We start from the raw sequence: 12,620 nt of genomic DNA, 5'->3' as shown, positions 1-12,620 counted from the left end.
GCTAGCAGAAATAGCTCCTCTTCACAAAGAGTCGCCGAAGACTTACAGTCTTCTCTGACTCTTTGCTCCAGAGGTCTATTTCTCCCGCTAGCCTTCACACCCTTTATAGTCGGGTTCGAGGATGCAGAAAGGGCTCCTCTTCGCAAAAAGGCCATCGAAGGCTTGAGCCTTCTCTGTCCTTTTACTCCAGAGGCCTATTTCTCCCGCATCCTCTCACCCCCTTACCTTTCAATATGATAAGGGTGATAGTCACTGGCGTCTGGGCCGAAGCGTTGGTAGAAGTCGTCGAGGAAGGCTGTTTGGATTTGGTCGGCAGGAGCTTTTTGGCAGGCTTGGAAGAAGGCGGCTAGGAGGTAGAAGGCGTAGTAGGGGACCCTGTGGCCGGCCTTGCTGTCGCTGATCATGTAGAGGGGGTGGTCTCCTTGGTGGTGGTCGAAGAATTCTTGGGTGAGGTTATAGGGGACGACGGCATCGTTGACGGCGTGCCAGAAGAAGATGGGACGGGCGCCGATGCAGTCCGCTGCTTGGCTCAGGTCGACTTGGGCCATTTGTGCAAGGATGGCTTGGACTTGGGCCTTTTCTTCGTCTGTGACCTCGATGGCTTCGGGGAAGTAGTTCCGGCAGAGGGCCCGGGCGTAGTTTTCCAGTTGGGGGGTGCCCATGAGTACACCGGCCTGGTCGATTTCGGGATAGGACCGGATTAGCATGCAGGTCGTGATGCCACCCATGGAGAGGCCAGAGACACTGAGGCTGATACCATCTAAGAGCCCCTGATCTTGGTAGTAGGCCTTGATGAGGGGGAATTCCTGGACATTGCGCAAGAGGACTTGGAAGAAGTCGGCGGGCTCTAAGCGTTGGTCGAAGTCCACCCGCTCTCCGTGCCCATAAGCATCGGGCAAGAGGACCCGGAAGCCGCGTTGGACGAGTTCTACAGCCAGGGTGGCGCCTTGTTCCTTGGAATTGGTCCAGCCATGGTAGAAGATCACCAGGGGCAGGGCTTTATTTTCTTGGCCTTGGGGGCTATACTCATAGCAGGGAATTGCTTCGATCATTAGTTTACGAATCGTATACATGGAAAGACCTCCTTCATGTCTTGGTCTTAGTGTACGCTAAATTAAAATAAATTGCGACAGTTTAGGAGTTTATCATGCGTTTACAAGAATTTATCCAGCAGACTTGCCAGCTTTCCTCGCGACGGGCCCGGCAAAAAATTGCCCAAGGGCTCGTTAGTGTCGATGGTGACTGTGTGCGAAATGGCAATTACTTGGTGGATCCCGCCTGGCACCGGATCCAACTTGGCGGCCAGGACCTGCCTTCACGCTTAGGCCACCAGAACTATCTCTTCTACAAGCCAGTTGGTCTGGTCAGTGCCCGACGCGATGACCGCTATGCGACGATCTTTGACGCCCTGCCAGCCGAACTCCAAGACCTTAATTTATCCATTGTCGGTCGCTTAGACCGGGATGCCCAGGGTCTCATCCTCTTGACCAATAATGGTCAGCTGCATTATCTCTTGGAGAACCCGCGCTTCCAGATGGCGAAGACCTATCGGGTAAGGGTGAATGGACCCTTGGATGACCAGGACGTAGCGGCCTTTGCGGAGGGGATTATCTGGTCGGATGGCTATGTCTGCCAGCCTGCCCAGCTCCTGATAGAAGAAGTGGGCCGCCAAGCTTCCCAGGCTTGTTTGACCATCTATGAGGGCAAGCGCCACCAGATCAAGAAGATGTTCCTAGCCCGGGGCGTTAAAGTGACCCGGCTGGAGCGGCTAGCGATTGGCCCGCTCTCCCTCGACCGTCAGCCCCTCCAGGAAGGGCATTACCGTGAGCTAACAGTGGGGGAAGTTAGTGATCTGAAGGCTTTGTTTAAGCGGGTCCAACGCTAGGCTTGAGCTTTCGGACCTCCTTAGTCAAGGCACTTGTCTCGCCAGGGTTGTGTGAGCGCTCACAATTTACTGTTCAAGTTCAGGGAAATATACTATAATGACAAGTGATGACGAAGATAAAGGAGAGAATTATGCGTATTCTACATGTCCAAGCCCAATTGCCTTCGAAGACAGGGAGTGGGGTTTACTTTAGCAATCTAATTAAGGGCTTAGCAGGGGAGATGGATCAAGCCTGTGTCTATGGGGCCTATCCTGGCTATGACTGGGATCTTCTCCCCGAGGACCGCCAGTATGTTCTGACCTTTCCCAACTCTTATTGCGACTTTCCTTTGCCCGGCATGAGCGATGTGATGCCTTATGAAAGTACGATTTATGGGGAAATGACGCCTGCTATGATCCGGCAGTGGAAGTATGCCTTCCTAGAAGTGCTGACCAAGGCCTATGCAGAATTTCAGCCGGATGTCATTCTCTGCCACCATCTTTGGTTCTTGACGGATATGGTGCGCCAATGGTTCCCAGAGGCTAAGATCTTTGCGATTTGCCACAATACTGACCTGCGTCAAGCCGACCACCATCCCCAGCTCGCCGCCCAGTATACCCGCCATATCAAGGACTTGGACCAGGTCTTTGCCTTGTCCAGCCAGCAGATCGACCGCATTGTGGCGACTTACGGCCTAGCGCCCGAGCAAATCGCTGTCCTAGGTGGGGGCTATGATGACAAGATCTTCTACTTCGAGGACCAGCAAGTGACCGAGCCCTTGCAGCTGCTCTATGCGGGAAAGATTGCTGAGGCCAAGGGAGTCTTTGCCCTAATTGAAGCCTTTACCCAGCAATTGAAGGACCGTCAAGACTTGCAGTTGCACTTAGTAGGCAACGGCAACCCAGAATCCTTGGCTAAGATGCATGAGCTCATCGCAGGCGATGCGCGGATCCACTACCAAGCTGCCGTCCCCCAAGACCACTTGGCCCAGCTTTTCCGCCAGGCAGCAGTCTTTATCTTACCGTCTTACTATGAAGGCCTGCCCCTAGTGGTTGTAGAGGCCATGGCTTGTGGCTGCTATACGGTGGTGGCCGACTTTCCAGCCTTGGTCGACCAGCTGGATGACCGCTTGAACCAGAGCGAATTGATCGAATATATCCACTTGCCAGGCTTGGTCAACCAGGATGAGCCCGTGGCCGAAGACTTACCGGCTTATTGTGAGGCTTTGGCCCAAGCGATTGTCCGTCAGGCTAACCGCTTCCGCCAAAAGCCCCAGCTTGCTGCTTCTTATAAAGAAGAGATCCGCAAGAATTCCTGGCCGGGTCTGGTTGACTATCTCTTGGACTTTTTAAAGCAGGCTTAAATTTGTGAAAAATAATTGTTTTGTTTCCCTGAAAACGGTATAATCATTTAGAGGAAACGCTTTCTGAGGAGGGATCTTTTTGCAAAAATATATTTATAATTTCAAAGAAGCTAATGGGAAGATGGTGGAGAGCCTCGGCGCTAAGGGGGCCAGCTTAGCTGAAATGACCAAGGAAGGTTTGAACGTTCCCAAGGGCTTCGTTATTTCTACCGCAGCTTGCCAGAATTACTTGTCCGGTAGCCAGCAAGGCCTGAGTCCTGCTATTGATGTGGAATTGGAGAACGCCATTAAGGACTTGGAGAAGCGGACCGGTAAGTCTTTCAATGATCCCAACCACCTACTTCTGGTCTCTATTCGTAGTGGGGCAGCCCACCATCTTCCTGAGAACCGCGAAAGTATACTGAACGTGGGTTTGAATGATAAGAACGTGGAACACCTTGCGCGGAGCACTAAGAACCGCCGTTTCGCCTATGATTGCTACCGCCGTCTCCTGCAAATGTACGGCCAGTCGATTTATGGGATTGACCGCGACTGCTTCCAGACCAAGTTAGATGAGGCCAAGGCTGACGAAGGTGTAGAACGGACCCAGGACTTGTCCTATAACCGCTTGCGCCTCCTCGTCAACCAATTCAAAGATGTCTACACGGAAGAAGTCGGCATTTCCTTCCCGCAGGTTGTTACCACCCAGATTGCTGACGCGATTAAGGCCATCTATAAGAATTGGGACTCTGATTACATGCGTGAGCAGAGAAATAAGCTCGACCTACCTGAGGACCTAGGCACTGCCGTGATCATCCAAGAGATGGTCTTCGGGAATGCAGGCGAAGAGTCAGGGACTGGTATCATTGTGGTCCACCAAGACCAAGACGAGAAGGACCTGGAAGGGGAATTCTTGCTCCGCGGTCAGGGGGAAGACGTGGTGATCGGCAGCGGGGAGCCCATGTCCTTAGCTGAAATGAAGGACTACTTCCCAGAAAACTACGACTACCTGGTTCAAGCTGTAGCAACCATGAAGACCTTCTACAATAAACTAGAAAACCTAGAATTTACCATTGAAGATGGACAAAGCTTTATTCTAGAAGCCCATGGTAAGTAAGCTTAGTGGATGAGACTGGATAGATTTCCGGTCTCTTTTTTTGTGGGTAAAAGGGTGCGGAGAGCGTCCCTTCTATGAGGGAGCAAGTTTCAAATGGAGGCTTTATTAGAGAGTAGGGAGTTGGCAACTTGCGAATGGGGCCTTCGTTAGCAAGTAGGGTGGTGTGAACTTGCGAATAGGCCTTTCATTAGCAAATAGGAAGCCATCAACTTGTGAATGGCCCTTCTGTTAGCAAGTAGGATACTGGCAACTTGCCATCAAGGCCTCCGTTAGCAAGTTGTCCCTCTGCTAGACAAGCTGCCTCTACCCACCATAATGAAAACAAGCTAGCCCAGTTCTTGGCTAGCTTGTTGATCCTTATATTATATTTCTACCATTGATTGTGCCATGTTTTCCTTGAACTTGCTTTAGTAATCCACACTCAGGCCTTCAGATTGTGACTTGCTCTAGTGAAGGAAAGCTAAGCGCCAAGTCTCACACCCTTTCATATACAATTTTTGTCGAGAATTCTGACTTTTGTAACGCTTACAAAATTAAATCTTTCAAATAATCAAGCAAAAGCATTCCAATTGAGGGGAGAATTTGCTAGGATTATTAAATAGAACGTGCTATTGTGCTTAATTTGGCACATTTGTTTGGGGGGCAGAATTATGTCAAATCGGATTGGCGGCAAGCGGAAGATTGGGCTTGTACCGCGACTTGTTATTGCTATTATTTTAGGGATTATTGTGGGACAATTAAGTTTTATTCCAGAAATTGTCTTTCGTATTTTTACTACCTTGTCAGCTATTTTTAGTTCTTTTTTGAATTTTATTATTCCTTTTATGATTCTGGGCTTCGTGGTGCGGGGGATTGCAGATCTCGCGCATGGAGCTGGGAAGTTGCTGGGGGTTACGGTTTTGACGGCCTATATCTCGACAGTGGTCGGTGGGCTTTTAGCTTATTTTGTTTCGGTTAACCTCTTTCCGCTCTTTATTAGCGAGGAATTGGTGGCTAACATTAGTCAGGCTGGGCCCGGTTTAGAGCCCATCTTCACCATTCCCCTGGAGCCTTTCTTCGATGTGACTGGCGCCATTATTTTTGCCTTCATTATGGGCTTGGGGATTTCCTGGCTGCGCGGTCATGGCCAAGGTCAGGCTCTTTATGAGATCTTTACGGATTTTGGAGATATTATTGTAAAAGTACTCAATACTATTATTATCCCGCTCTTGCCCTTCTATATCTTCGGTAATTTCGTGAACCTGAGCTACAGCGGCTCGGTCTTCTCGATCCTGAATGTCTTCTGGAAGGTCTTCCTGGTGGTGCTCGTCCTCCACTTCTTCTATGTGGGCTTGCTCTTCTTAATCGCAGGGACCTATGCCGGCAAGAGCCCGGTCATGTTGATCAAAAACCAGATTCCTGGCTATATGACCGCCCTGGGGACCCAGTCTTCGGCAGCTACTCTGCCGGTGAACCTGAAGTGTGCGGCCAATAATGGGATTTCAGAAGACATCGCCAATTTCGTGGTGCCGCTGGGGTCAACGATTCATATTGCAGGTTCAATGATTACCATTACATCTTGTGCAACCACCCTGCTGCTCATGTATGACCTGCCCCATGACTTCTCGATTATGATTGGCTTTATCATGATGCTGGGCGTGGCTATGGTTGCGGCGCCGGGCGCGCCAGGGGGTGCCATTATGTCGGCCCTGCCTTTCCTACCGATGATCAATATTACCAGCGAAACGATGAACCAATTGATGATTTCCCTGTACATCACCCAGGATAGTTTCGGGACTGCAGCTAATGTGTCTGGCGATAATGCCATCGCTGTCTTCGTGGATAAATTCTACAAGGATCATATTAAAAATAAATAACCAAGTAGCGTCAGTCTTCAGGATTTTTGAAGAGCTGGCGCTTTTGCGTATCAAAAAAGCCTCATGCCCACCCTTCGAACAGGGTCAGGCATGAGGCCATTTTTATATTAAGAAGCTTGGCTGAACTGGGCATTGTAGAGGGCGTAGTAGAAGCCCTGCTTGGCCATGAGTTCGTCATGGTTGCCTTTCTCAATGATGCGACCGGCGTCGAGGACGATGATCTGGTCAGCATCTTGGATGGTGGAGAGGCGGTGGGCAATGACGAAGCTGGTCCGTCCTTTGAGCAGCTTGTCAGTGGCTTGTTGGATGAGCTTTTCGGTCCGGGTGTCGATATTGGAGGTGGCTTCATCCAGGATGAGGATGTCGGGGGTTGCCACCAAGGCCCGGGCGATAGTGATCAGCTGGCGCTGGCCTTGGGAGATGTTGGAGGCATCTTCGTTGATGATAGTGTCATAGCCATCGGGGAGCTTCTTCACGAAGTCATCGACGTGAGCGGTTTTGGCTGCGGAGTAGACTTCTTCAGGCTCAGGGACCCGTCCCTGGGCTCCGTAGGCAATGTTGTCGTAGATGCTACCGCGGAAGAGCCAGGTGTCTTGGAGGACCATGCCCATCTGATGACGGACCTCATCGCGGCTGTAGTCCCGGATGTCGACGCCATCAATGCGAATGCTCCCGTCATTTACCTCATAGAAGCGTTCCAAAAGGTTGATCAGGGTGGTCTTCCCAGCTCCAGTTGGTCCCACAATGGCAACCATCTGTCCTGGCTCTACATCGAGGCGGAAGTCTTTGAGGATCATTTGGTCAGGATCGTAGCCGAATTGAACATCCTGGAAGCTCACCTTATAGTCGCTTTCTTGGGGAGTCAGGCCTGATTCCACGACCTCCATATCGTCTAACTCTAGGAATTCAAAGATCCGTTCCGCTGAAGCCAGGGTGGATTGAATCTGGTTGACGATGGACGATAATTGAGAAACGGGTTGGAAGAGTTGGGGGTTGTACTGCATCAAGGCTTGGACATTCCCCAGGGACATATGACCGTTGACGACTGATACTCCGCCGACAAGGGCGATCAGGACATAGCCCACATTCCGGATAAAGTTAACGGAAGGGAACATGATCCCTGAGATGAATTGAGCTTTCTGTGAGGTATTGTAGTAACTTTCAGTTTCTTCTTCGAATTTTTCCAGTTTATGCTTCTGTTGGTTAAAAGCCTTGATTTCGATTTGGCCATTGTAGTCTTCTTCAATCAGACCGTTGATGGACCCTTGGAGCCGCTGTTGGTTAGCGAAGAGCCGCTGGGAGATGGGGGTGATGAAGGAGACCATCACAATAGTCAAGGCGACGGCCCCGAGCATCATCCCACCAATACGAGGGCTGATGGAGACGATCATGATAGCCACACCGATGAAGAGGGTGGTGGACATGATGGCCTGGGAGATATTTTGTTGCAGGGTGGCTGCGATATTTTCGATATCGTTGATGGCCCGGCTGAGAATCTCACCATTTGGCGTTTGGTCTAGGGTAGAGATGGGCAGGCGGTTGAGCTTGTCGCGCATGGCCTGGCGCAATTCGGAAATGGTCCCTTGAACGGCCTTACTGAGCAGGAAGTTCTGCAGGTAGCGGCCCAGCCCAGTTAGTAGGTAGAGGATGGCTACTTTGATGAGGATACTAACAATTCCCTCAAAATCAATGACATAGCGCATCTGACCGTCGACTTCTTGCAGGCCTTGGCTCACCCCGTCAGCAATCAGAGTGGTCGCTCCCCCGAGAATTTTCGGAGCGAAGATTTCCGTTACTGAGGCGAAGACGGAGAAGAAGATCACGGCAAAGAAGGTATACTTGTATCTGCCGAGAAAACGAATCAGCTTACGCAAGGCACTAAAAGTAGATCTTGGTTTCACTTCTTTACTCATTAGTCACTTACCTCCTTTAATTGGGATTGAACGATGGAACGGTAGATCGGGGTATCTTCTTGCAGGCTCTCGTGGCTGCCGGTTCCCGCGATGCTGCCGTTGTCGTTGAGAACAATAATCAAGTCAGCGTCGGAAATGGTGCTGACACGTTGGGCAATAATCAAGTTGATGGTTTGGTCATCTAGGTTCTTCAAGGCTTGGCGCAGGTTGGCGTCCGTCTTGGCATCCAAAGCCGAGAAAGAGTCGTCGAAGACATTGACCGGCGATTGCTTGATCAAAGCCCGGGCAATACAGAGCCGCTGTTTCTGGCCTCCTGAGAAGTTCGAACCGCCTTGTTCGACGCGCCGGTCCAGCTGGTCAGAGAAGCTGGAAACAAAGTCCGCAGCTTGGGCAATCTCAAGGGCCCGCCAGATTTCTTCATCTGTGGCATCAGATTTACCGGCTAACATATTCGAGCGGATGGTGCCCCGGAAGAGGTTGGCCTTCTGTGGCACATAGGCGATGTAGCGGCGCAGGCTGTTGAGGTTGATGTCTTCGAGCAAGTGGCCGTTAATGCGGATCTCGCCGGACGACCGGTCGTAGAAGCGCAGGAGCAAGTTGGCGATGGTCGACTTACCAGACCCTGTCCCACCAATAATCCCCAGGGTCATACCTGGCGTCAGATGGAAGTCGATGTCGTCGAGGACATTGGATTCGGCCCCATCATAGGCGAAGTGGACATGGTTGAAGTCGATCTGTCCAGCTTCATCCAGGGAGAGGACTTGGCCACCGTTCTCAGGTGAGTGGATCTTCTCAGGCGCTTCCAACACCTGGTTCACCCGTTCTGCTGAGACTTGGGCCCGGGGAATCAGGACGAACATCAAACCGATAAACATGAAGGAGACCCCCATGATCGCCGTATAAGAGATAAAGGAGAGGATCACTCCCATGTCCAAGGATTGGATGGCCGTTAAACGCCCGCCATACCAAACCAGGAAGACAGTCGTCAGGTTGAGAGTCGTCATCATGACGGGAATTAAGAAGGCCAGGCGAACTTGGGCGCCGATAGCGGTCTGCCGGTAGTCGTCGTTAGCTTCCTGGAAACGGTCGGATTCATACGCATTCTTATTGAAGGCCCGGATAACCCGAACCCCTGTCAGCCCTTCGCGGAAGATCAAGTTCATCCGGTCCACTTTCTTCTGCATGGAGCGGAAGAGGGGGGAGGCGGTGTAGATCACAATTCCGATAGCGATGGCGATGATAGGGATAGTGGCCAGGTAGGTTTGGCTCATTTGCGGACTAGCTTGGTAGGCCATGGTGATACTGGCAATCAGCATGGCGGGGGAAAGCAAGAACATCCGCAGAACCATCATGGTAGTCAATTCGATCTGTACAATGTCAGAGGATGACCGCGTGATGAGGGAGGCGTTCCCGAATTCATCGTAGGTATCCTTGGACAGGCGTTGCACCTTGGCATAGAGGGCATTGCGAAGGTCGCGTCCCAGTCCTTGTGAAGCCTTGGAAGCAAACCAGATATTGGCCAGGGCAGAACCCACAATGAGCAGGGTCATGATAAACATTTGCCCGGCAATGCCCCAGATGGCATCGAAGTTACCCTGGGCTACCCCGTCATTAATCAAGCGTGCGGTCAAGGTAGGCAGGAGTAATTCCGTTATTCCCTGCATGAAGGCAAAGAAGACGCTGAGGATAATCAGCGATTTGGGCACACGTTTTAAGAGTTTAAGCATGAATGATCACCTTTCTTTCTATTTTTTACAAATTGATCGCGTTGATCCGTTAAAACTTGCAATACTTTGGCCCGGTCCTGGCTAGATAAGTCGGAACAGAGCTCAGCTTCTAAATCTTTAAAAATCCCATTAATCTTCTCAACTTGCTCGTGGCCGCTAGCGGTCAAAAAGATTTGCTTTTGCCGGCTATTATCTGACGCGGTTTGCCGATAAAGATAGCCACGATCTTCTAAAACATTCAAAATGTTACTGATCGTGGCCTCGTGTTTGCCGAGATAGGTCGCCAGTGAACGCTGGATAGGCCCGGCCTCCCGGTAGATATAATGGAGGGTCTGGGCCTGGATCGGGTTGAGGTCAACTTCCTTTAAGCGTTCGAAGAGGTATTTCTTCTGTAGGTTTGCTAATTGAAAGATTAAATGGGAAATGGTTAAGGCATCTTTAGTCACCTGTCCATCTCCTTTTGGAATTATGTTGATATGTGCTACTTATCCATCATAACGGATTATACTTGTAAATACAAGTGATTTGATTTAAATCTTAAAATTTACACAATACTTACCGAAAACAGGCCGAAACTTTACAATCTTTGGCTATAATGAGCTAAAGGGCGGCATTCTGAAAAATCGAATGTTGCTCTTTTTTTGTAAAGTTGTGCTAAGAGCATACGTTCCGCTTTTGGATTTGGGCCTTGAATGATAAGTGGATCAACACGGCTGAAGCCGTCTTGTACTTTATCCGTAAGTCGCTAAAGCTCCAACGGCTAAAGCATAGCACCAGCTCGAGCAGCTTCATCTCTAAGTCGCTTCGCTCCTGCTCAAAATTGGCTGATAAAGGGCTATTCTTTTCTTACTCGTCATCCATCTTAAAAATAGATAATCGCTCTTTTTTGGGGAATTAATGATAAAATAGAGTTAAATTAAAGGAGGATGATTCTTATGACAGAAACTGTTAAAGATCCAAATTGTGGCTACTGTGTCCAAGGCGAGCCGCTCGCTCAATTCGGCTATTTAGTAGGCGAGTTGCCCCATAGCCTGGTGATTATCTTCAAGGAGCAGTCCCATCCTGGCCGCTTGATTGTGGCTTACAAGGAACATGTCAGTGAATTGGTGGATATTTCTGATGAAGACCGTGATGCTTACTTCGCTGAGATTGCCCAAGTGGCTAAGGTCATGCACCAAGTCTACAAGCCAGACAAGATTAACTACGGCGCTTATGGGGATGGTGGGTCCCATCTCCACTTCCACCTAGTGCCTAAGTATGAAGGCGAAGTGGAATGGGGGACGCCATTTGCGATGAACTTGGACCAAAAATACTTGTCAGATGATGAGTATGAGGCGATGGCAGAAGACTTGCGCCAAGCATTGGCTTTATAAGCTGATTTAGTGCGCTAAGACCAAAAGAAGGCAGTGAATGAAGGGATAAATCTCCATTCACTGCCTTTTATTTTGTTTTTACCAGCATTTATTGTGCTTGGCTATGAAACTTATACGGGCTTAGTCTTTCTTGTCTTCTTCTGAATTTTCTTGGTGGACGGCATCGAGGATGGAGACGCGTTGGCGGTCTTCTTCGAGGACCTTGAATTGCCAGTCGCCGACGCTGAAGCGGTCGCCTTTTTCTGGGAGCTTGCCAATGTGGTGGACCACAAAGCCGTTGACAGTATGGAAGAGTTCGGGCTCTTCTAGGGGTAGGTTGAGGATTGGCATGGCCTTGTCGATGGCACAGCCCCCGCTGAATTGATAGTGTTCTTGGGGGATGAGCACGTCGATATCATTGAAGACCACGTCATCTTCGTCCCAGATCTCGCCAACCAATTCTTCTAGGACGTCTTCCATAGTGGCAATCCCCATGACGCCTCCGTGTTCGTCGCGGACAACAGCCATATGAACCTTCTGCTTCTGCATCTTGCGCAGGAGGTTGGCTAATTTGATCGAAGGGGGAATGAAGAGGACATCAGAGAGAATGCTCTGGAGGACCACTTTTTGCCCACGCTCACGCTTGGCCCGCAGGTAGCGGTTGAAGTCTCGCTCGTGGAGGGCACCTAGGACATTATCGATATTCTCGTCATAAATCACCAAGCGCGAATAAGGATGTTCCATGAAGGCCTGGTCAATGCTTTCGTCGCTGTCATGGATGTCCGCGGCAACCAGGTCAATCCGAGGGGTTAGAATAGAAGAAACGGTCCGGTCGTCGAAGTTAATGGCGGCCTTGACCAAGCGCTGTTCATCGTATTCAATCGAGCCACCCACCCGGGCTTCGTCCACCAGGGAAAGCAATTCTTCCTCGCTGATTCCTTCCTGGCTTTCGATGGGGATGATGCGTTGGACGAGCTTCTGCCAGAGATTAATCAACCAAACAAGAGGCGTCATTAGCCACATGACCACCCGCAAAATAGGGGTTGAGAACTTGGCAAATTGTTCCGGCATCAATTTGGCAATTAGTTTGGGTGTGATCTCTGAGCAGAGCAAAAGGATCACCGTTGTCGCAATGGTCGAAATGCTCGCCCCATAGCGCGGGAACCAGACCAAGAGAACCACCGTTGCGATAGCAGACGCCCCGATATTCACAATGTTATTGCCAATCAAGATCGTCGATAATAAGGATTCAAAGTCTTCTTGTAAATTGAGGGTTTGTTGGGCTCGCTTATCGCCATTCTCCGCCTCATTCTGCAAGCGAATCCGATTCAAAGATGTAAAAGCTGTCTCCGAAGCAGAAAAATAAGCGGATAAAATCACACATAAGATAAATAAGGCGATCGACCCGACGTAACTCTCATCCATTCTGAAATTCCTCCTATAAATTG

Annotated in this window: 10 protein-coding genes; 5 read left to right on the top strand and 5 right to left on the bottom strand. The window is 50.1% G+C overall.

Annotated features, from left to right (window positions below; all coding sequences use genetic code 11):
- Positions 1 to 221: 221 nt before the first annotated feature.
- Positions 222 to 1,073, bottom strand: a complete 852-nt coding sequence (locus HMPREF2626_RS05155) for a serine aminopeptidase domain-containing protein (protein WP_070618383.1) — start codon at positions 1,071 to 1,073, stop codon at positions 222 to 224.
- A gap of 74 nt (positions 1,074 to 1,147) precedes the next feature.
- Between HMPREF2626_RS05155 and HMPREF2626_RS05150 the strand changes: the two genes are divergently transcribed.
- From HMPREF2626_RS05150 to HMPREF2626_RS05135, 4 genes are all read left to right on the top strand, one after another.
- Positions 1,148 to 1,885, top strand: coding sequence for a pseudouridine synthase (locus HMPREF2626_RS05150; protein WP_070618380.1), 738 nt, complete (start codon positions 1,148 to 1,150; stop codon positions 1,883 to 1,885).
- A gap of 131 nt (positions 1,886 to 2,016) precedes the next feature.
- On the top strand, positions 2,017 to 3,228 hold the full coding sequence (locus tag HMPREF2626_RS05145) for a glycosyltransferase family 4 protein (protein ID WP_070618376.1): 1,212 nt from the start codon (positions 2,017 to 2,019) through the stop codon (positions 3,226 to 3,228).
- 79 nt (positions 3,229 to 3,307) lie between these two features.
- Positions 3,308 to 4,324 (top strand): PEP/pyruvate-binding domain-containing protein, encoded by a 1,017-nt coding sequence (locus HMPREF2626_RS05140; RefSeq protein WP_070618373.1) that lies wholly within the window; start codon positions 3,308 to 3,310, stop codon positions 4,322 to 4,324.
- 650 nt (positions 4,325 to 4,974) lie between these two features.
- Positions 4,975 to 6,180 (top strand): dicarboxylate/amino acid:cation symporter, encoded by a 1,206-nt coding sequence (locus HMPREF2626_RS05135; protein ID WP_067973352.1) that lies wholly within the window; start codon positions 4,975 to 4,977, stop codon positions 6,178 to 6,180.
- A gap of 107 nt (positions 6,181 to 6,287) precedes the next feature.
- Here HMPREF2626_RS05135 and HMPREF2626_RS05130 read toward each other — a convergent pair whose 3' ends face one another.
- From HMPREF2626_RS05130 to HMPREF2626_RS05120, 3 genes are read right to left on the bottom strand one after another with little or no spacing between them, the layout of a single operon-like run.
- Entirely contained in the window at positions 6,288 to 8,093 is a 1,806-nt protein-coding gene (locus HMPREF2626_RS05130; RefSeq protein ID WP_070618370.1) for an ABC transporter ATP-binding protein, read from the bottom strand.
- Positions 8,093 to 9,820: an ABC transporter ATP-binding protein gene (locus HMPREF2626_RS05125; RefSeq protein WP_070618367.1), complete on the bottom strand. Its 1,728-nt coding sequence runs from the start codon at positions 9,818 to 9,820 to the stop codon at positions 8,093 to 8,095. Before HMPREF2626_RS05125 ends, HMPREF2626_RS05130 begins: the two co-directional genes overlap by 1 nt.
- Positions 9,805 to 10,266 carry a MarR family winged helix-turn-helix transcriptional regulator gene (locus HMPREF2626_RS05120; protein WP_070618364.1) on the bottom strand — a complete coding sequence of 154 codons (462 nt, stop codon included), beginning with the start codon at positions 10,264 to 10,266 and terminating at the stop codon, positions 9,805 to 9,807. Before HMPREF2626_RS05120 ends, HMPREF2626_RS05125 begins: the two co-directional genes overlap by 16 nt.
- A 489-nt stretch (positions 10,267 to 10,755) precedes the next feature.
- Here HMPREF2626_RS05120 and HMPREF2626_RS05115 point away from each other — a divergent pair, with 489 nt between their 5' ends.
- The gene (locus tag HMPREF2626_RS05115; protein WP_070618362.1) at positions 10,756 to 11,193 is read left to right on the top strand and encodes an HIT family protein; all 438 of its coding nucleotides are present in this window, start codon (positions 10,756 to 10,758) and stop codon (positions 11,191 to 11,193) included.
- Positions 11,194 to 11,313: 120 nt separating this feature from the next.
- On the opposite strand, the gene HMPREF2626_RS05110 is transcribed toward HMPREF2626_RS05115, so the two are convergent.
- Entirely contained in the window at positions 11,314 to 12,597 is a 1,284-nt protein-coding gene (locus HMPREF2626_RS05110) for an HlyC/CorC family transporter (RefSeq protein ID WP_070618359.1), read from the bottom strand.
- Between the last annotated feature and the right edge of the window lie 23 nt (positions 12,598 to 12,620).

Source organism: Aerococcus sp. HMSC062A02 (assembly GCF_001809535.1).
Lineage (GTDB): Bacteria > Bacillota > Bacilli > Lactobacillales > Aerococcaceae > Aerococcus.
Note: the sequence above shows the minus strand (reverse complement) of the source record. Positions and strands in the feature narration are given on the sequence as shown.

What these genes read in the sequence shown, in the direction of transcription:
- HMPREF2626_RS05155 (WP_070618383.1), bottom strand. Translation starts at nt 1,073, where the DNA reads ATGTATACGATTCGTAAACTAATGATCGAAGCAATTCCCTGCTATGAG.
- HMPREF2626_RS05150 (WP_070618380.1), top strand. Translation starts at nt 1,148, where the DNA reads ATGCGTTTACAAGAATTTATCCAGCAGACTTGCCAGCTTTCCTCGCGA.
- HMPREF2626_RS05145 (WP_070618376.1), top strand. Translation starts at nt 2,017, where the DNA reads ATGCGTATTCTACATGTCCAAGCCCAATTGCCTTCGAAGACAGGGAGT.
- HMPREF2626_RS05135 (WP_067973352.1), top strand. Translation starts at nt 4,975, where the DNA reads ATGTCAAATCGGATTGGCGGCAAGCGGAAGATTGGGCTTGTACCGCGA.
- HMPREF2626_RS05130 (WP_070618370.1), bottom strand. Translation starts at nt 8,093, where the DNA reads ATGAGTAAAGAAGTGAAACCAAGATCTACTTTTAGTGCCTTGCGTAAG.
- HMPREF2626_RS05125 (WP_070618367.1), bottom strand. Translation starts at nt 9,820, where the DNA reads ATGCTTAAACTCTTAAAACGTGTGCCCAAATCGCTGATTATCCTCAGC.
- HMPREF2626_RS05115 (WP_070618362.1), top strand. Translation starts at nt 10,756, where the DNA reads ATGACAGAAACTGTTAAAGATCCAAATTGTGGCTACTGTGTCCAAGGC.
- HMPREF2626_RS05110 (WP_070618359.1), bottom strand. Translation starts at nt 12,597, where the DNA reads ATGGATGAGAGTTACGTCGGGTCGATCGCCTTATTTATCTTATGTGTG.